The organism is Bradyrhizobium sp. Leo114, from assembly GCF_055229415.2.
Genome location: NZ_JBUYEN020000065.1, coordinates 1 through 20,384, shown reverse-complemented (window position 1 = coordinate 20,384; position 20,384 = coordinate 1). Strand labels below are relative to the sequence as shown.

Below are 20,384 nucleotides of genomic sequence, written 5' to 3'. Positions count from 1 at the left end.
TGAACTGAGCTTGCGCCGTCAGGTCATGAACCGGCGCGTCCTGCTCGGCGGCGGATTGGCTGCGGCCGCCGGGGCGACGTATCTCGCTATCGATCCGCCGTTAGGCTTATGGCCGTCGCTATCCGAGGTGCGCGCTGATTTTCGCACCGGAACCGGGGAGCAGCGGGTCGTGACCTTTGCAGAGAATGTCTCGATCAACATGAATACGCAGACGAGTCTTGCGATTCGCCATCCCCAGGATGGTGTCGATCGAATCGAACTGATCGCGGGTGAGGCGTCGTTTGCGACGTCGTCCCACACGCGCCGAGCATTGGCGGTGCTGGCCGCAGGCGGCTCGGCCATCGCGAACACTGCCCGCTTTGACGTCCGCCACATAACGTCCGACCAGAAGGGGGCCGTGTGCGTCACCTGTTTCGATGGATCGGTTCACATTGTACACGGGGCAAACGCGGCGGAACTTCAGCGGGGGCAACAGATCCGCTACGACTTGAGCGGACTTAGCCAAATTGCGACGGTCGACATGGAGAGTGCGTCTGACTGGCAACGTGGCATTGTCGTCTTTCGCGCGACGCCGCTGGCGGAGGTGGTCGCGGAAATCAACCGTTATCGGCCGGGCCGCATCATCCTGACCAATGCAGTCCTTGGGAAGCGCGAGGTCAATGGCCGTTTCCGAATCAATCAGATGGACGATGTTCTGACGCGGTTGGAGCAGGCCTTCAACGCCAGGATCCGGACGTTGCCCGGCGGCATCATGCTGTTGGGCTGATGGCAAAAAAAGACTCAAAAAAATTCTGGATTCTGTGCCCGTTTGCGATCGGGTTTCCGTCTTGCTTCTGACATCACCCTGGAGACCGCCAGCCGGCGCGGCGAAGGTCGCACTGGTCGCGAGGGATTGCAAGGAGCCCCTGCGTGCCCCTCCATCACTTCGACTGCCGCTCATCCCATGCCCGTCGGTCGTTACTCCGCACCGTCAGCGTGCTTGCGCTCACATTAGTGGGCGTCCACAGCGCGCAGGCAAGGCCGCTCGGCGGCTCGTCGAGCGTTGCGGCGACGACGGCTGCGATCAACGCGGCCAGTGCGGCTTCGCAACAGGCGCAGGAAGCGGCGAAGCAGAGCCAGGGCGCGCTGTCGCGGGCCGTGCAATCGATGCAGGCGGTGCAGGCGGCCGCGCGGGCCGCCGCGATGGTCTCGCAGCGCTCGACGACGTTGCCGCAGGTGAGCGTGCCGAATGGCCTGGGAGCGGGCGGGCTGCAGGTGGCGCCCGGCGGCACCTGGCAGGGCGCCAATGCCCCGACGCAGTCGGTCAGTGGCGGCCAGACCAATGTCGGCATCCAGCAGACCGCCGCGCAGGCCGTCCTGGAGTGGAATAGCTTCAATGTCGGCGCCCAGACCACCCTGACCTTCAACCAGCGCGGCAATGCCAGCTGGGTGGCGCTGAACCGCGTCACCGGCAGCACCAGCCCGAGCCAGATCCTCGGCAGCATCAAGGCCGACGGCCAAGTCTACATCATCAACCAGAACGGCATCATCTTCGGTGGCGCCAGCCAGATCAATGTCGGCTCGCTGATCGCCTCAACCGCCAGCATCACCAACGCCCAGTTCCAGACCATTGGCATCTACTCGGCGCAGAACGGCACCGACAACAACAACAACCACCCCAAATACCTGCCGAGCTTCACCGGCGCCGCTGGCGTGGTCAGCGTGGAGGCCGGGGCGCAGATCACGACCCATGCGCCGGCCTCGGCGACCTCGGGCGGCGGCTATGTGCTGTTGCTGGGCACGCAGGTCAGCAACGCCGGCCTGATCCAGACCCCGAACGGGCAGGCCGCGCTCGCCGCCGGCGACAGCTTCGTGCTCCGCCCCGGCTACAGCACGATCGGCAATCCCAGCTCGACCACCCGCGGCACCGAGATCGCGCCGCTGTTCGGCAGCGGCAGCTTGAGCGGTGCGGTCGGCAACAGCGGCCTGATTTACAGCCAGCAGGGCGATATCACGCTGGCGGGCCATGCCGTGACCCAGGACGGCGTCTTGCTGTCGACCACCTCGGTGAACCAGCGCGGCACCATCCATCTTCTGAATTCCGCCAGCGACGGCACCGGCCGCGTCACCCTGACCGGCAATGCCTTCACCGCAATCGTGCCCGAGACCGACAGCGACGCCATCGCGCTCAATTCCAAGCGCGACGCGCTGATCGCGGATTCGACGACGCAGAACATCGCGCGGCCCGCTGCCGCCGCCGGGCAGTTCGACAACCTCTCGCTGCTGGCCGACCGCGAGGACCAGTCGCGGATCGAGATCGTCAGCGGCGGGATCGTCGATGTCCAGAACGGCTCGCTGACCCAGGCGCAGGGTGGCCAGATCGCGGTCGGCGCCGGCCAGCGGGTGTTCGTCGCAAAGGGCGCCACGCTCGACGTCTCCGGCACCACCGGCACCGTGCTGCCGATGAGCGCCAACAACATCCAGGTCAACGTCCAGGGCAACGAGCTGCGCGACAGCCCGCAGAACCGCGACAGCCGCAATCTGTTCAATGCCAATGTCTGGATCGACGCCCGCGACCTGACGCTGGTGCCGGCCGGCACCGGCGGCTACGCCACCGATCGCTATTATACCGCGGGCGGCCTCCTGGAGGTCTCGGGCTATCTCAACAACACCGGGCACCGGATCGGCGAATGGACCGCGGTCGGCGGCAGCATCACGCTGGCGGCGCCGGAGGTGATCGCGCAGCCGGGCTCGACCTTCAAAATCTCCGGCGGCTCGGTGAGCTATGCGCCGGGCTACATCATGACCAGCAATCTGCTTAGCGCCGATGGCCGCCTCTACAACATCGGCAATGCGCCGGCGGACGTAAAATTCGCGGCGCTCGGCGGCAGCTTTAGGCGCCCGCATCGCGTCGAGGGCAAGGTTGACGATCGGCTGACCGAGATCTGGGCCTCGCCGTTCGGCAAGGGCGCCGTCAATCTAAAGTGGGAGGACGGCTACACCGCGGGCCGTGACGCCGGCAGCCTGATCCTGTCGACGCCGACCTCGCTCTTCGAAGGCCAGATCGTGGCCGGCGTGATCGACGGCGAGCGCCAGCGCAACGCCCGCCCGGCCGGCGTCACCGACGGCTACAAATTGACCCAGAACGTGGCGCCGCTCGCCGGCACCTTGGCGCTCGGGCAGTACACTGCCCTCGGGCTGGCCGGCGCCTACGGCAGCGATGTGGTGTTCGGCAACGTGGCCGCCAATGTGGCCAGTTCGATGTCGGCGGCGAGCTCAGTGCCGACCGAGCGCACCAACACCGCTTGGTTCGATGCGCCGACGCTCGACAGCTTCGGCCTAGGCGGCCTCAACATCAACACGACCAACAAAATTGCCGTCAACGCGCCGCTGAGCTTCGCGCCGGGCGCGCAGGTCAAGCTGGTCGCACCGACTGTCGACGTCGCGGCCGACATCACGGCGCGCTCCGGCACCGTCACCGTCAGCAACATGCTTACCAGCGCTGCTGTGGGCACCAAGACGCTGACGACCCCAGCGGGCGGCGCCGACCTCACGCTGAGGAGCGGCGTTACGATCGACGCCCGCGGATTGTGGGTCAACGAGTCGACCGATCCGGACAGCGCCGCCAAGCTCGGCTTCCTGAACGGCGGCAGCGTCACCTTCGATTCGTCGCAGAATGTCACCTTGGCGGCGGGCAGCACCATCGACGTGTCGTCTGGCGGCGCCGTCCTTGCCAACGGCAAGACCCAGGGCGGCAAGGGCGGCAATGTCACGATCATGGCCGGCCACGCACAGCAGGACGCCGGGACGCCCGGCGATGGGACGCTCGTTCTCGACGGCATCATCCGCGCCTATGGCGTCACCGGCGGCGGCACGCTGACGATCTCTTCGCCTGGCAACCTCCTGATCGGCGACAACGCAGCGCTGGCCGGCGGCGTGCTGCCAGCCGGCACGCCGGCGCCCGTCGCGCTGAAGTTCAGTCAGGCGCTGACGATTCCGGCGGGCCAGCCGTTGCCCGTTGCGCTGACGCTGACCTTTACCTCAATCGCTTATGACGCGCCGCTCCCGGTCGACGTCCGGTCGGCGGGTGCGCCGAGCACGCCGACCGGCGCGGACTGGACTATTCCGACAGGGATATTGGTCCAGACGCGGGTGAATGGCAGCACAGACTATTACGGCGAAGGTCGCGTGCTGCCGGCGGGGTCGGTCATCTCTGGCTTTAGCCTGGGCGGATACACCGGTGATGTCTTTCCGGCCGGCACCGTCTTCCCTTCGAGCGTTTTTCCCAACGGCATTCCCGTCAAGCCCTATCAGATCACGTACGCCGCTGGATCGGTTCAATCCACGCCGATGACCTATCCGGTCGGCGCGCCCATTCCGGCGGGGGCGGTGCTCCCCGTGACCGTGGCGATCGCGCCGGCGCCCGCGCTCACTCCCTCGTTCTTCACCGCCGGATTCTCGAATTACGACATCAACGGCGGGCAGGGTGTTCTCGTTGCGAACAATACCGTCCTTGCGCCCACGATGCCGGTCTACCGGTTCAGCGCCGACAGCTATACAGCGCGCAGCGGCAGCGATCCGTCGTCGGCGATGTCGCTATGGCTGCCGCCGCTGTTCACCGAAAGCCCGACGAGCGCGACGCTGACGCAGCGCGCCGGCGCCAGCGTGACCTTGCGGTCGCTGATCAGATCCGGGGGCGGGGGGCTCGTCGATGGCGGCGCGATCGTGGTGAGCGACGGCGCGTCGATTGCCGTCGATCCCGGGCAGAGCATCAAGCTCGATGCCTTCGGTCAGATCACCGTGCTCGGCAATCTCACCGCGCGCGGCGGCAGCATCAACCTCGTCAACGACGCTGATGGCAGTTCCTTTGACCAGGGGCGCAACTTCGATGCGGCGGGTAACGGTCGCGGGGTTTCGATATGGATCGATGCCAATGCCAGGCTTGACGTGTCGGGCCTGGCTTACGACGCGGCCGATTCCGCTGGGCGCCCTTACGGGCAAGCAACCGACGGCGGCGCGATTGCCGTCAACGGCGGCGGCGCCTTCGTGATCATCCGTCCGGGCGCCGAACTCAATGCCGACGGGACGCAGGCCGCGATCGATCTCGCGGCGGGCGGCAATCCGCAGACAGCCAGCCAGCCGCTGACGCTTGCCAGTAACGGCGGCTCCATCCGGCTGTCCTCGCAGAGCGGGCTCTACCTCGACGGCGACGTGCACGCGTTCGCCGGTGGCGCGGGCGCCGCGGGCGGCAGCCTCTCGATCGCGCTCACTACGCCGGTCTTCCAAACGCAGTCGTTCCCCTTTGACCTGACTACTAAGTCCGCCTCTATTCCAGCGACCGCAGTCCTCCCCAGCGTGATGACCGTGGTGCAGGAGCGCCAGCCGTCGTTGTTGCCGTCCGACATCGCGCCCGGCACCAAGGCCGCCTCGCTCATGTTCGGACGGACCACGGTGAGCGCCGACATGGTCAAGGCCGGCGGGTTCGACAGCCTGACCCTGACCTCCGGCGACTACATGCACTTCTCCGGCAACGTGTCGCTGGCGCTCGGCCGCAGTCTGACGCTGACCGCGGCGGCCTTCACGTCAGGGGCGCCCGTGTCCGGACCGATCGATTCCTCGATGCAGCCGACGACCGGCAGTGTGAAGCTGTCGGCGCCCTACATCCTCTTCAGTGAACCTGCGTCCGAGGTCAAGGACGGATTCACCAGCGGCAGCATTCGCAATCCCGGCGGCGCGGCGGTGCCGACCATCGGGACCTTCGAAGCTGACGCAAACCAGATCGACATCCAGGGCCTCGTCCAGTTCTCGGCGCGCGCGCCGAACAACATGTTTGCGCCGGGGTTCCTGACGACGAAGCTGGTCAGCCAGGGCGACATCCGCTTCCTGTCGATGGCTGGGGTCATCACGACGCAGCTTGCCACCAGCGGCAATCTCGATCTCCTCGCCGCGCAACTCTATCCGGCGACCAACACCCTTGCCGCCGTGATCGCGGGCAGCGGCAATTCCGATCCCACCGTGACGCTGACGATCGGGCGCACCACCGACACCATTCCGGACGCGCCGCTGTCGGTTTTCGGCAGCCTCGCATTCCAGGCGCCGATCGTCGAACAGGGCGGCATCGTCCGCGCACCGTTCGGCTCCCTGACCTTCGGCATGGGCTATCCTGTCTTCACGCCACGCGTCGATCTGCTGCCCGGCAGCCTGACCTCGATCTCGATGGCGGGCCTGAGCATCCCCTATGGCGGCACCATCGACGGAGTCACCTACAGTTACAACGGGGCCAGCGTGCGCTCCGTCGCTCTGACCAACTATGGCAACACGGGGAATTGGTCCGGCATCACGCTGGATGGGCAATCGGTCAATGTTGCGAGCGGCGCAATATTGGACATGTCCGGCGGCGGTACGCTCAGCGGCGCGGGTTTCGTCTCCGGACGCGGCGGCTCGGTCAACGTGCTCGGCACCCCGCTCGCCAACGCCAATCCCGCGACCGCGGTCAGCAAGGCCAGCGACAAGGTCTACGCCATCGTGCCCGGCTATGCGTCCAGCTACGCACCGATCGCGCCCGAGAACGGCGCGGGCGATCCGGTGGTCGGCCAGCAGGTCACCATTCCGGCGGGCGTTCCGGGCCTGCCGGCCGGCACTTACACCTTGCTGCCGTCGAATTATGCGCTCTTGCCCGGCGCGTACCGCGTCGAGCTTGGCGGCAGCAGTACCAACTCGATCACGAGCCCTGCATCGGTGGGCAATGGCACCTACGTCGCATCGGTGTCGACGGGCATCGCCAACACCGCGATCAAAAGCAGCCTCCCGGTGACGGCCCTGATCACTTCAGGCGCTTCGGTTCGCAACTATTCGCAATACAACGAGCAGAGCTACAGCGATTTCCAGATTGCGAACGTGACGCAGTTCGGCGGCGTGCGTCCGCTGCTGCCGGCCGACGGCAAGGCGCTGCAGGTGAAAGTCGAGGCGCCGTCATCGCCGGCGACGCGATCGGCACTGACGTTCGACGGCACGGCCTTGTTCCAGGGCGCGCAGGGCGGCATTGCGGGACAAGCGTTGCTGCAGGGCGTCGGTGAAATCTATGCCGATGCGCCGACAGCCGGGTTCACCAGCGGCTCGGTGCGCGCAGCCGATCTCAATGCGCTCGGTGCACCGCGCCTGATGGTCAATGGCTACGATGGGATCGTCAACGGCGCGATCGTGTTCCAGGGGGGAAGCGACATCGTCATCCGTGACGGGGTCACGCTCAGAGCAGGTGAGATATTCCTGGTCGGCGGCAACATCAGCGTCGGCAACAATGTGACCTTGACCACGGTCGGGCGGGGCACCGCGCCGTTCGATTCAGACTCGATCGGCATGCGTTACAACACCGCCTACGGCGTCTCACTGCTGGCGTTGTCCAACGGCAACCTCAATTTCCTCGGTTCGCAGGGCAACGGCGCCATCACGATCGGAGCAGGAGCGCAGCTTTATTCCGAAGGCACGCTGGCGTTTGCGACCAACGGCGCGTCGAGCATCGACACCAGCGCTCATTTCGGATCGCGCAACATCGCGCTCGCGGTCGGCACCATCAATATCGGCGACGCCGCGACCGTCGCCGCGGCCGGCGCACCGACCGGGTTGCTGTTTGACCAGACGCTGTTCAACACGCTGGTCAACGGCGATCCGCTCCATGGGGCGCCGGCACTCAAGACCTTCACACTTAGCGCAGCCAGTGCCGTCAACCTGTTCGGCAGCGCCGCGCTCGACGCCACCGGCAGCGGCGTCGATCTCGTGCTCAACGCGTCAGCGATCTACGGATACGGTGCGGCAGGCGACCGCAACGTGATTGCCGCCAACAGGATCACCTGGAACGGGATCGCCGGCGCCACGCCGCCGGCCATCGCCGCGGGCGGGCCGGGCACCGGCACGGGCACGCTTGATCTCGTCGCCGACGTGGTCGATTTCGGCCGCTTCGTCTCGCTCGATACCAGCTCGGTGCGCCGCGTCGTCTACGGCTTCGACAACGTCAACATCACCGGTCGATCGCAGATCGTTTCGGCGGGCGACGGCAAGCTGTATGTCTACCAGTCCCCGAGTTCCGATCCTGCGGCCGTGTTCGGCCGGAGCGGAACAGGCGGCAACCTGACGCTGACGACCCCCTTGCTGACCGGCGTGCAGAAGTCGGTCATGGCCTATGCTGCCGGCGGCGCGCTCAACGTCGTCGCACCCGCAGGTGCTAGCCCGAGCGCGGCAAAGACCACGGTGTCGGGCGCCGAGATCGATCTTACCGGCGACAGCGTCGCCATCGGCAGCACCATCCTGCTGCCGAGCGGCAAGCTCGTGGTCAACGCCACCAACAACATCGCGCTCAACGACGGCAGCCGCATCGATCTCAGCGGCCAGCCGTCTCAGATCCAGAAGGCCACGGTCTACGGCTTCGGCGGCACGGCGATCTTCACCAGCGCGCAGGGCGGTGTGACGCAGAGCGCGGGCTCGACGATCGACGTCTCCGCCACCAACGCCGATGCCGGATCGATCAGCATCAGCGCGGTCAATGGACCGGTCGCGCTCCACGGTGCGCTGAACGGCACGGCGGCGGGTGGCTACACCAGCGGCGACTTCAGCGTCACCACCGCCACGCTCTCCAACGCCGACTTCGCCGCGCTCAACGCGCTGTTGACCCAGGGCGGCTTCTTCGACGCGCGCAGCTTCGACATCCGGACCGGCGATCTTGTTATCACCGACGGCGTGAAAGCCCGCAGCGTCACGGTTTCCGTCGACGGCGGCAGCCTCACCGTCGCCGGCACCATCGATGCCTCCGGCGCCGCGCCGGGTACGATCCGGCTCTCCGCCGGCAACGGGTTGACGCTGGCCTCGAGCGCGGTGCTCGATGCTCACGGCACGGTGCTGCAGGCCGACAGCTACGGCCACGCCATCGAGGCGAAGAACCGCGGCCATATCGAATTGACCGCCGCGGGCAGCACGCTCACCCTGTCGCCGCGTGCAACGATGAACCTCACCACGCCGGATGGCGTGGCTTATGGTGACGTCCAACTGAACGCGCAGCGCACCGGCGAGACCTCGGGCGACATCGCCATCGCCGCCGCCGGTCCGCTCACCATCAAGGGCGCGTACAGCATCGCGCTCAACGCATTCTGGACCTATGACCTGCCGGGTGGCAGCGCCATCAGCCAGGCAACGCTTGACGGCTACGACGCCGCGAGCACAGCCTTCATCAATGCCGCGCTGACGAACGGCGCGCTGCAGGGCAGGATCGCAGGTTTGTCGTCCTACGGCCGCACCTTCCATTTGCGCCCGGGCGTCCAGATCACCTCGAGCGGGGACCTGTCGACCTCGGGCGATATCGACCTCGCGAAATATCGTTACGGCGCGAGCGCCGATCGTGACCCCAACTCCGCCACTTACGGGGCAGGCGAACCGATGGCGCTCGTGGTGCGCGCGGCAGGCGGCCTCACCGTCAAGGGAAGCATCTCGGACGGGTTCAAGTCAGCTCCGGGAACGCCAGCGGTCTACACTCCGATCGATATCCCGAACGATCCCAACGCGCAGTTGTGGTCGCCCAGCGACACCAGCCTGAACAATTCCAGTTACGTTTATTCCCGCAGCGTAACGCTGATGAATGACTGGACGATACCAGACGACCAGTTCTACCAGGATATGGTCTCGATCTATGGGGTCCCATTTGTCGATATCAATGGCCGTCAATATTGGCCGGGTAACACCATCCCGGCCGGCACCACGCTGGACCCCGGACCTTCGTTAGGGGGGAACAACTTCTTAGTCTTCGATATCGCCAATTTACCTCCCCTCGGAGCGGTGGTCACGCCCGGAATTCCCGGCGCGACCGGAACATCGGCGACAGCGCCAATGCTCGCGCCCGGTTCGCTCTCCGCGTCGGTTCGCCTCGTGGCAGGTGCAGATCTCGCCGCCGCCGATCAGCGCGCGCTGCAGACGGCACGGGCGCTCAACGGTCGCGGCAATCTCACGCTGAACGATCCCGCTTACGAATCCTCGCGCATGTTCAGTGTGGTCCGCACCGGTACCGGCAATCTCGACCTGCTCGCCGGTGGAAGCTTCAGCGAGGCCACGCCTTACGGCGTCTACACCGCCGGCACACAATCCGCGCCGGTCCTCGCGGCTGACGGCAGCAACCCTTACGACGTCGTTGGAGCCGCGAGCAGCGGCACCTGGCACGCATGGTATCCGGCGCATGGCGGCGACCTCCTGCTCACGGCTCAGCAGGATGTCACCGGCAACATCCAGATATCCAACAATAACAATCGCTGGGTCGACTCCGATCTCACCGGCAACTGGTTCGGCCGGCAGGGAGGCGGAGGCTTGTCCGCCGATCCGACCGCGTGGTGGGTCAACTTCGGCTCCTACGCAAAGACCTCTCCAGATCCCGACAAGAAGCAGTTCGTTGGTTTCCAGGGTATCGGCACCCTCGGCGGTGGCAACCTGACTGTGATTGCGGGCGGCAACGCCGGCGTGACAGGCAACGGCTCGACCGGTCTCGATCTCGCGGTGGCTTCGACCGGACGGGTGCTGGCGGACGGCACACTGCTGCAGACCGGCGGCGGCGATCTCACACTGAAAGTCGGCGGCAAGCTCAACTTCGTAATGCCGATCTTATCTTCGCAAGTGCCCGACTATTACGGCTCTATCACCGATCTGCGCGGCGATATTGTCGTGAAGGCTGGTTCTATCGGCGCGTTCGCGGTGAACAACAGCGGTGCCGCCTTCACCTCTGTCGATCCGCGCGCAACCGATCCCAATATCTTCAAACGCTCGCTGAAGACGCCTGGCCCGATCTTCACTCCGGGTGACGGCACCGTCAGCATCATGACGCGCGGCGACCTGGTGTTCGGCGGCGCCGGTGATGCCGGCATGGGAGCCCTGGTCGATCTCAACGGCATTCCCTACACGCTGCGCAATGCGGATGGCACGACCACGCTCGTCGCCAGCGGCGGACAATCGAGCTTCACGCTATGGAGGCCGGCGACTGCGATCAATCTGTATTCAGCCGGCGGCGACGTCGCACCGTTGACGGGGACCGCCTTCAACGCCGTCGAAAACAGCAACAGCTTCTATCCTGGTACGTTGATCGTCGCGGCGGCCGATGGCGATATCCGCTTTGCGGAGCCCGTGTCCGCCAATCAGACCTTCCCGGTTCTCGAACTGATCCCATCGCCCTCAGGCCAGCTCGAACTGCTCGCCCCAGGCTCGATCTACGGCTCGACCCAGGTGGTCGCAATGTCAGGGGCCGATATGAGCACGCTGGCAACGCCGTTCCGTCCCGTGTTTACCATGCCGGTAAGCAACGGCAGCATCACGCACGCCAGCCCGACCTCGGCCTACATGCTCAATCCGTTCAATCCGATCGCCTTCGGTGAGGACACGCCCATCTCCAATCTGCATGCCGGCGATACTCGGCCTGCGCTGGTCTATGCCGGCGTCGATATCGACGACCTGATCCTCGGGCAGCAGCAGAACGCCAGCAGCAACTTCCGAACCGCTCCGAACCGCGACACCTGGTACATCGCAGCCAAGCCGTTCGAGGTGATCGCCGGGCGCGATATCGTCGGCACTGGCACGACGCCAAGCGTGTTCCTGAACACGAGCGAAAACGATATCTCGCTCGTGCTGGCCGGCCGCGATATCATCTACCAGTCGGTCACCATCGCAGGCCCCGGCCTGCTTCAGGTGCAGGCCGGCCGCAACCTGTACCAGGGCTATTATGGGTCGCTGGTCAGTGTCGGCGATATCGTCAACCCGTTGAACAAAGCGGGTGGCGCCGGCATCACGGTGCTGGCGGGCGTCGGCCCGAGCGGTCCCGATTATGCTGCTTTCGCCAAGCTGTATTTCGATGCCGCCAACCAGTTGCCCAAGGACACGCCGCTCGCCGGCAGCGGCAAGGTGGTCCACAGCTATCACCAGGAGTTGCTGGCCTGGCTGCAGAAGCGCTTTGGCTACACCGGCACCGCAGCGGACGCGCTCGCCTTCTTCCTCGCTCTGCCCACGGCGCAGCAAGGCGTCTTCGTGCGTGACGTCTATTACAAGGAGCTCACCCAGAGCGGCCGCGAATACAGCGGTGCGATCACGAGCCCGCGCCTTGGCTCCTATTTGCGCGGCCGCGGCGCGATCGCGACGCTGTTCCCGGATCAGGATGCCAACGGCAAGCCGAGCGCCTATTCAGGCACGCTCACGATGTTCAGCGGCTTTACAAAGGATGTCTTGGGCAATCCCCACCTCGCCGATGCCGGCATCCAGACCCAGTTCGGCGGTGGCATCCAGATCCTCAATCCGGGCGGAAGGACGCTTATCGGCGTCGAAGGCGTGTCGCCGGGCGCCGGCGCGGGCCTGATCACGCAGGGCTCGGGCGACATCGACGTCTATTCGCTCGGCAGCGTGCTGCTCGGCCAAAGCCGCATCATGACGACCTACGGCGGCAACATCCTGGTGTGGTCGGCCACCGGCGACATCAACGCCGGCCGCGGCTCGAAGACGACGACGATCTTCACCCCGCCCAAACGCACCTACGACCCCTACGGCAACGTTTCGCTGTCGCCGGCCGTGCCGTCGGCCGGCGCCGGCATCGCAACGCTCAACCCGATCGCGGAAGTGCTGCCAGGCGACATCGATCTGATCGCGCCGCTCGGCACCATCGACGCGGGCGAGGCCGGCATCCGCCATTCCGGCAACGTCAACCTGGCCGCGCTTCAGGTCGTCAATGCCGCCAACATCTCCGGGCAGGGCACGGTCACGGGCGTGCCGACCGTGCAGGCGCCGAACATCAATGCCGCGCTGGCGGCGAACAGCACCGCCGGAGCAGCGCAAAAGACTACGGCGCCGACGCAGTCCACCACCAGTGACCAGCCGTCGATCATCATGGTCGAATTCCTGGGCTTCGGCGGAGGGAATGGCACGGAGCCTGATGCCAACAGGGAACCCGCGCGCAAGAAACAGAGCCAGAACTACGACTCCAACGGCATGTTCCGGGTGCTCGGCAACGGCACCTTTACGGCGGAGCAGACCAAGGATCTGACAGAGCAGGAGAAGCGCAAGCTCGACGACGAAGTGAGGAACAGAGCGTTGTAAAGGCAATGCGGCTGCAACGAGTCGTCGGAGGTTGTCGCTGAATTGCCGGCTGTTCCGGCTGACCAGTCCGCTTGCCCGTGGCGGACGACGCGAACCCGACCCCGATCTCGAGCGGCAAGCCGTCGTCCAAACTGGTTTGCGTCGGGGTGTTAGACGCCGTGAATAGACTCGCCGTCGCGCGTCGTCGTGGTCACGGCCATATTGAAAGCCTCAGTGGCAGAGAGGTTGGCAGGATCGGTAGCCGACACCTGGACGCCAGCGGTGCCGATATTTGCCGATGTCGGCGTGCCGTTGAAAGTTTGCATCGTCGCATTGAACGTCAGCCATATGGTACGCGCCGCGTCGTTCAGGCCGGTTGCCGAATAGGGGAGAGGGCTGCCATCGGGATCATTGAAGGTGCCGCCGGGCGGCATCAGCGACAAGGCCGAGCCGACGACCGCATTCTGGTTGGGGTCTGGGTCGCGAACACCAGTGGCGTGTCGGTTGTCGAGCCGGTATCGTTAAAGACGACACCAACCCGGTAATTGTCGCCCACGGCTCGAAAAGTGGCGGTCTCATTGGTGGATGTGGCGGTCGCCAGCAGCGTGCCGCTCCAACGATCGACCACATGGGCACTGGTATTTAAGTGCCATTATAAAAGCGGATCATCGTATCGGTTCGAGCACTCCTCCGGATTATGGCAGCCTTGCATTGGGGCCGCTACGGCCGAGCGATCTCCTGACCGTGCGACGAATGCCCATTTTCGGCCGGATAAGCCCAGGGGTGCGACGAGCAAGTCATTGATTGTTCTCACCCCGCGGCTGTCTCTTAACCATGAGCCACCGACCAGCAGCGTGCCGCCTAGGACTCCTCAATCGGCGCGTTCTTATTGCGGGAGGAGGAATCGGCGGACTGACGCTGGCATTGTTGCTGCATCAGCTGGGCGTTCCTTGCACCGTCTTCGAGGCCGCCACGGAAGTCGGGGAGCGCGGCGTGGGCATGATATCCCCCCACACAGCGCCCGCGTGCTAATGTTGCTCGGCTTTTCCGATGTCGGAGGTGGGGGTGCCCAAGGGCTGCACAGTCGCCGGCATCATGTCGATTCCAAAAGTCGGCAGCGCGGACAAAAGTCCGAGCAGCCAACTAAAGGCATAGGAGCCAGGGCTGATGCGCATGGGTGATCATTGCCGCTCGGTTTTCGGGAGGCGATAAGGGGGCTTAGGCTGCGCGATGGCGGGGCTGGATTGCGACAACAGCCTCCATCTCCTGGACCAGTCCGGCGGTGCCGATGTCAGTTGCTATGGCGTCACCGAGCCGGCGCGCAGCTAGGCGAAATTGCGGCTTCAGGATCAGCTGCGCAGCTGCCGAAGCGATCTCCTCTACCGAAGCAGTCGGCGGCAGCCGTAGGCCGGCGCCCTTGGCCTCCACGCGGATGGCATTGTCGCCCTGATCGCGACCCATCGGGAGCACCAGGAGGGGAACGCCGTTAAGGAGCGCGCGGTTGACGGTGCCGTGACCTCCCTGGCTGATGACGAGCGAAACCTCCTGCATCACCGCATCGTGCGGTGCGCTTCGAAGCAAATGCACATTGTCCGGGGCCTCAAGGCTATTGACGTCCAGGTTCGGACCGGCAGTCGCAACGGCCTCGACGTCAAGCTGACCCATCGCATGGATGATCTTCTGCACCAGTTCGCCCTGTCCCTGAGCGCCGGTGCTGCCGGCGATCAGCACACGCGGCCGATCCGTCGACCACGGCGCGCGCCACGACCCGCACCAACTCGGCTGATCGAGCAGCGGGCCGACATAGCGCAGATTGGCGGGCAACCAGTCGGCCGGGAAATCGAATGCGCGGCTCATCGCGAGCAACACGCGCGCCGCCCTGTCGAACAGGTCGAGCACATGGGAAACGCCTGGCACGCCCATCCGCGCACAGACGGCGTTGAAGCTCGGCAGGAAGCTGTCGAAAAGCGCCACCATCTCCTGAGCGGCGGCGTCGACGTCAGTTCGCTGCTGCGCCGTCTTCGGCGCCGCGAGGCCGCTGGCGGCGGGCGGCACCCCGGCCAGCGGCCGAAGGCTGACATGCGGCGAGAGCAGAGCGATGGGCACGCCTGCGGCTTCTGCGCCGAGCACTGCGCCAAGCAACAAATCAATGCTGAGCACGGCATCTGTTGCAGCTCTGCTTATTTCTTCCTTTATGTCAGCCGCATAGTCGTGCGCTGGATCCGCCATGATGCGGCGAAACGCATCGCGCAAGCCGGAGACGTCCGCGGGGTCCGCTGCTCCTCCGGTCGGCGCACGGCGCCAGGTGGCAAAGTCAAAGTCAGCGGCCAAGACTTCGTCACGCATCGCCGGATCCGCCATCACCCTGACGTGATGTCCGCACTGCCGCAACTGGCGACCGGCGGTCAGCAGCGGACTGAGATTGCCGGAAGTACCCCACGATACCAGAAGAAAATCATACGACACGGTGCATCGTCTCCTTCTTCATTGCCAGACCATTCCGAGGCCATAGAGCGGTGGTGGGCGGCCATTTGACCCCGCGGACTCGCGTGGACCGAAACCGGTAAGCTCGTAATCTCGGCCGGCTTCGCTACCGCAGCATTTCGAAGGTGAAGGGAATGGTTACGCCTGTAATGGCGCACTTGCTGCCATAACCGGAACGCACTGGAAGCGTCCAATTCGGTCATTCCGAACCACCTCACGATCGACGTGGTTCTGACCAACCTGGTGCCGACCTCACCCGTACGCGGCGCGCACCGGCAAAGCTTCAAGCGAAATAGTAATCGCTACTTCCAGAAATGACTTTGGCCGCGACTCCAATAAGGGGTCGCGGCCTTTTTTTGTGCCCTATAAATCGTCCAAAACAGTCCTGAGTCTCGGGTTGCGCGACCTGGTCGAAAATTCCCGTGTCCCGTCGACGCGGACGGTTTTCAGGTGGACCGGACATTCGGCCGGACCGGACATTCGGCCGGACCGGCAGGTCGCAAATGGGCCAGAAGCAGATAAAGCGATCGAAACTTTCCGACCCGGGCGACGACGACCGCTTCTATAAGGAAGCGGACACGCCTTCGTAGGCCCCTCCAGCGATCAGCTCACCGCTCCGGCTATTCGCTCGCAGGTAGCGCTGAGTTCGCGCCCAAGCTGCGACAGCTCCGCGTTCTGGTATCGCGCGAAGTGGCACTCTGGATCCTGCCACCGCACGAATACTTGGCCCCCTGATCCGGCGATCACCGAGAACTTCAGAGGCACCTCGAGCAGCGCGGACGGATCCGCCGCTAGAAGTCGAGCCATGAAGCGCGGATGGAAGAATAGGATCTGCCTTGTCGGTCCGATCTGATAGTTGCTACGTTGAACCACAGCCTGAGCGTCAATCTCGTGCAACACGAGGATGTCCGCGGCTTCAATAGCCAATCGCAGGCCTTCCAGCACGTCATCGAACGCCAGTGAAGTAGTCCGGAGGCGTTGAAATGGCTCGTGGCGTTTTCCATTGTCCAGATAGTCGACGACGATCATTTGCGTCTCTTCGCTCATCGAACCTTTTCGGCTTCCTGCTCCACAAGAGCCTCATAGGCGTCGAAGGCGCGAGTGGTGTAAACGAGCGCGGCGGCAGCATTTACTGAGATGGCGATGCCCAGTACCTCCGCGATCTCCCCTTTCGTCGCGCCGGCTTTTTGGGCCGCGGCGGTATGGACGGTGATACAGCCATCGCATCGAAGAGTGATCGATACAGCCAGGCTAATGAGTTCCCGCATCTTGGCGTCCAACTTGCCGGTCTTGGCATTCGCGGCACCGAGCTGCACATAGCCGTTCACCGTGTCGGGGCTGAGTTTTCCGACGGCGTTGACGCCTAAGAAGATTTGCGCGCGATATTCAGTCCAATCAATCATGTGCATCGTACGTCTCCTAGGATTTCGTGTATCCGTCCGGTGAAGGCCGCCTTGCCGAATGAGGTGTGTTGTTGAGAACTGTCCTTATGGACAGTGATAGGCGCAGTGCCCAAGTCGAACGGCTTGAGGTGGTGGACACGGGCCGGCGGGGCGCTGGTCCGAGGACGAGAAGTTCAAGATCGTCCTGGAGAGCTTACAGGCGCCGCGCCAGGTCGCGGCAACGGCGCGGCGGTATGGCGTTTCGCGCTCATTGCTGCTGCGATGGCGGCGGTCGTTTCGGCCTGAGCCGAAGGATGTCGCCCAACCTGGCTTCGTACCGGCGATGGTGGTCGCGGAATCAGGGCCGACGCCTGGTCCGGTCGCGCCGGCCAGCAGCGGCGGGTCGATCGAGATCGAGTTTGCGGCCGGGGCTCGGATGCGGATCACGGGTACGGTCGACGCGGCGACGCTGAAGGCCGCCGTGGCGGCGCTGGCAGATGGACGCCTACGGTGATCCCGATTGCGTCGGGCGTGCGGGTGTGGATTGCGACCGGCCACACCGATATGCGCCGAGGCATGAACTCGCTGGGCTTGCTGGTGCAGGAAGCCTTCAAGCGAGACCCGCACGGCGGCGACCTCTATGTGTTCCGTGGCAAAAGCGGCAAGCTGATCAAGATCCTTTGGCACGATGGACTGGGCATGTCGCTTTATGCCAAGCGGCTGGAGCGCGGCCGCTTCCTGTGGCCGTCGTCGACTGATGGCGTGGTGACAATCACCCCAGCCCAGCTTGGCTACCTGCTGGAGGGCATCGACTGGCGGATGCCACAACATACCTGGCGACCGCAGGCGGCTGGCTGATCGCTGGGATTTGAATCGGTGGCACGATCAGCGCTCCGGACAGAGACCGCGCCTTGTGATTCTCTGGTCGGCGATGGGCGCTCATGATTCTCTTCCCGACGATGTGACGACGCTGCATGCTGCGCGCCGAGCGAGCGGCCCGGTTGGCCGCGGAGGCGGAAGCACAGGCGGGGACGTTGCTGATCGAGAAGCTCAAGCTCACGATCAAGAAGCTGCGGCATGAGCAGTTCGGACAGTCCTCCGAGCGCGGCGCATTGCTAGACCAGCTCGAGCTACAGCTCGCCGACCTGGAGGAGAACGCGGCGCAAGCTGAGACCGCGGCACAGATGGCAGCCGAGAAGATTGCGGTGCCATCGTTCGAGCGCCGCAAGCCAGCCCGCCGACCGCTACCGGAGCATCTGCCGCGGGAGCGCATCGTCTATCCGACACCTGCAATCTGCCTATGCTGTGGCGACAGCCGATTGCGCAAGATTGGCGAGGACGTGACCGAGACGCTGGAGCTCGTTCCGCGCCAGTGGAAGGTGATCCAGCACGTGCGCGAGAAGCTCGTCTGCCGGGCCTGCGAAGCAATCACCCAGCCGCCGGCTCCCTCGCATCCGATTGCGCGCGGGCGTGCAGGGCCCCAGCTGCTGGCTCATGTTCTGTTTGCCAAGTACGGCCTGCATCTGCCGCTCAATCGTCAGAGCGACGTCTACCAGCGTGAAGGCATCGACCTCGACGTATCGACGCTCGCGGACTGGGTAGGTGCCGCCGCGGCAACCCTGATGCCTTTGGTCGACGCAATCCGGAGCCTCGTCTTCGCAGCCGAGCGCATCCACGCGGATGACACCACGGTGCCGGTCCTGGCCAAGGGCAAGACCCGGACCGGCCGGCTCTGGACCTACGTGCGCGACGATCGCCCGTTTGGCGGCCCAGATCCGCCAGCGGCTGTGTTCTTCTACTCGCCCGATCGTGGCGGTGCGCATCCGGAGGAGCATCTGGCGGGCTATGCCGGACTGATGCAGGCTGACGCCTACGCCGGCTTTGGGAGGCTCTACGAGGCCAATCGCAAGGGCGGCCCGATCATCGAGGCCGCGTGCTGGGCCCACGGCAGACGCAAGTTCTTTGATCTGGCACGGCTCACCAAGGCGCCGATCGCGGCCGAGGCGGTCAAGCGCATCGATGTCCTGTTCGCCATCGAGCGCGAGATCAACGGTCTTGCTACGAAGGAGCGCCTGCGTGTGCGCCAGGAGCGTAGCCGCCCACTGATCGTCGAGCTGGAGTCGTGGTTGCGCGAGCAGCGCGCCAAGCTCTCGAGGAACAACGACACGACGAAGGCGATCAATTACTGCCTCAGCCGCTGGGATGCATTTAGCCGCTTCCTTGATGACGGACGGCTTTGCATGTCGAACAATGCTGCCGAGCGTGAGCTACGGGCTGTCGCCGTGGGACGAAAAAATTGGACCTTCGCTGGGTCCGACGAGGGCGGCCGGCGTGCGGCTGCCATCTACACCCTCATCGCCACCGCCAAGCTCAATGACGTCGACCCGCAGGCTTGGCTTGCCGACGTGCTGGCGCGCCTACCGGATCATCCCGCCAAGCGCATCAACGAACTGCTGCCTTGGAATTGGAAAGTGCGAGGTGCCACATTAGCGGCTGCATGATCCATCGATCGCTCAGAGCCGCACGGGCAGCGAGTTGCCCACCGGCATCAGTTCATACGGCAGCTTCCACCCTGGTAACGACGCCACGCGCTCGCGCCATTTGTTGAGTGCGGGAAACGCCGCAGCAATATCGAAGCCAGTCTCCTCTGTGGGATAGTATACGTATCCAGCCAAAGAAAAATCCACAATAGTCGGGCGGTCGCCCAGCATGAAGCCGCGATTAGTAAGATGTTTGTCAACGATCGAGAAAGCGCCTTCGACCCTCGATCTCATATAGGCAAGCACAGTTGGATGCGCGGGCTCCGGCATCATTGACTGGAGAATCCGGTGCGCTGCAAAGTTGCCCGTAAATTTGTGGTTGTCGAACAGCAGCCAGCGCAAGGTCTCAAACTTTTCCTCCGCGCCAACAGGGCAGAACATGCCGTGAGTCTCCGCGAGCCATGTTAGGATCGCCCCCGACTGGCTCATCCGTCTACCGTCAAACTCGAGAACCGGAACTTCACCCATTCCGTTCATTGCGGTACGCCAAGCAGGGTCACGAGTCTGGCCGCCAGCGAAATCGACACCGATCGGCTCCCAGTCGAGCCCCGCACAATTAAGAAATAATGCGACTTTGAACGAATTGCCCGAAGCGCCGACGCAGTGCAGCCTATAAGCCATCCATCGCCTCCCGCGGCCCGGAGCGTAGTCGCCGGCTGCTGACAGCGTCATGTCAGCAGCTTTGTTACGTGAAACGGAATGATGGTGGCCTAGGGCCTTCACCGGATGGATAGTGCGCCAGTGAAACTGGCGAAGGATAGTCGATGAAAGTTCGATACAGGAAAGGAGTAGCGACCCACCTTGGCCCCGAGTCATGCGGAGGCGTTCGTGAGGACGACTTCGAAGCGTTGACAGGGGAAACCGCAGGCCAGCCATTGAGCCGCGAAATCGGAAGTCTGGAGCGCCGACGCTGTTATCC

At 64.6% G+C, this 20,384-nt stretch carries 10 protein-coding genes and 1 pseudogene; 6 read left to right on the top strand and 5 right to left on the bottom strand.

Going from position 1 to position 20,384, the window contains the following annotated elements:
- The first annotated feature begins 10 nt into the window (after positions 1-10).
- Together ACZIRK_RS39985 and ACZIRK_RS39980 are read left to right on the top strand one after the other, a co-directional pair.
- On the top strand, positions 11-766 hold the full coding sequence (locus tag ACZIRK_RS39985) for a FecR family protein (protein ID WP_474419419.1): 756 nt from the start codon (positions 11-13) through the stop codon (positions 764-766).
- 143 nt (positions 767-909) lie between these two features.
- A complete protein-coding gene (locus ACZIRK_RS39980) occupies positions 910-13,080 on the top strand; it encodes a filamentous haemagglutinin family protein (RefSeq protein WP_474419414.1) in 12,171 nt (4,056 codons plus the stop codon).
- A 149-nt stretch (positions 13,081-13,229) separates the two neighbouring features.
- Here the strand turns inward: ACZIRK_RS39980 and ACZIRK_RS39975 are convergent.
- Positions 13,230-13,526, bottom strand: a pseudogene (locus ACZIRK_RS39975) (putative Ig domain-containing protein); the annotation flags it as partial.
- A gap of 367 nt (positions 13,527-13,893) precedes the next feature.
- On the opposite strand from ACZIRK_RS39975, the gene ACZIRK_RS39970 reads away from it, so the two are divergent.
- On the top strand, positions 13,894-14,091 hold the full coding sequence (locus ACZIRK_RS39970) for an NAD(P)-binding protein (protein WP_474419413.1): 198 nt from the start codon (positions 13,894-13,896) through the stop codon (positions 14,089-14,091).
- 186 nt (positions 14,092-14,277) lie between these two features.
- Here the strand turns inward: ACZIRK_RS39970 and ACZIRK_RS39965 are convergent, their stop codons facing one another.
- The 3 genes from ACZIRK_RS39965 to ACZIRK_RS39955 form a co-directional block, all read right to left on the bottom strand.
- The gene (locus ACZIRK_RS39965) at positions 14,278-15,525 is read right to left on the bottom strand and encodes a glycosyltransferase (RefSeq protein ID WP_474419412.1); all 1,248 of its coding nucleotides are present in this window, start codon (positions 15,523-15,525) and stop codon (positions 14,278-14,280) included.
- A 621-nt stretch (positions 15,526-16,146) separates the two neighbouring features.
- Positions 16,147-16,572 carry a DUF302 domain-containing protein gene (locus ACZIRK_RS39960; protein WP_165435642.1) on the bottom strand — a complete coding sequence of 142 codons (426 nt, stop codon included), beginning with the start codon at positions 16,570-16,572 and terminating at the stop codon, positions 16,147-16,149.
- Positions 16,573-16,586: 14 nt separating this feature from the next.
- Positions 16,587-16,952, bottom strand: a complete 366-nt coding sequence (locus ACZIRK_RS39955) for a carboxymuconolactone decarboxylase family protein (RefSeq protein ID WP_130231687.1) — start codon at positions 16,950-16,952, stop codon at positions 16,587-16,589.
- Positions 16,953-17,124: 172 nt separating this feature from the next.
- Here ACZIRK_RS39955 and tnpA point away from each other — a divergent pair, with 172 nt between their 5' ends.
- From tnpA to tnpC, 3 genes are all read left to right on the top strand, one after another.
- Complete coding sequence (gene tnpA, locus ACZIRK_RS39950) at positions 17,125-17,439, top strand: IS66-like element accessory protein TnpA (protein ID WP_456671227.1); 315 nt, start codon at positions 17,125-17,127, stop codon at positions 17,437-17,439.
- Positions 17,436-17,783, top strand: coding sequence for an IS66 family insertion sequence element accessory protein TnpB (tnpB, locus tag ACZIRK_RS39945; RefSeq protein ID WP_085383150.1), 348 nt, complete (start codon positions 17,436-17,438; stop codon positions 17,781-17,783). The genes tnpA and tnpB overlap by 4 nt, the downstream gene beginning before the upstream one ends.
- Before the next feature lie 116 nt (positions 17,784-17,899).
- Positions 17,900-19,426, top strand: coding sequence for an IS66 family transposase (gene tnpC, locus ACZIRK_RS39940; protein WP_474419411.1), 1,527 nt, complete (start codon positions 17,900-17,902; stop codon positions 19,424-19,426).
- 12 nt (positions 19,427-19,438) lie between these two features.
- Here the strand turns inward: tnpC and ACZIRK_RS39935 are convergent, their stop codons facing one another.
- Positions 19,439-20,086, bottom strand: coding sequence for a glutathione S-transferase family protein (locus ACZIRK_RS39935; protein WP_130231818.1), 648 nt, complete (start codon positions 20,084-20,086; stop codon positions 19,439-19,441).
- Positions 20,087-20,384: the final 298 nt, after the last annotated feature.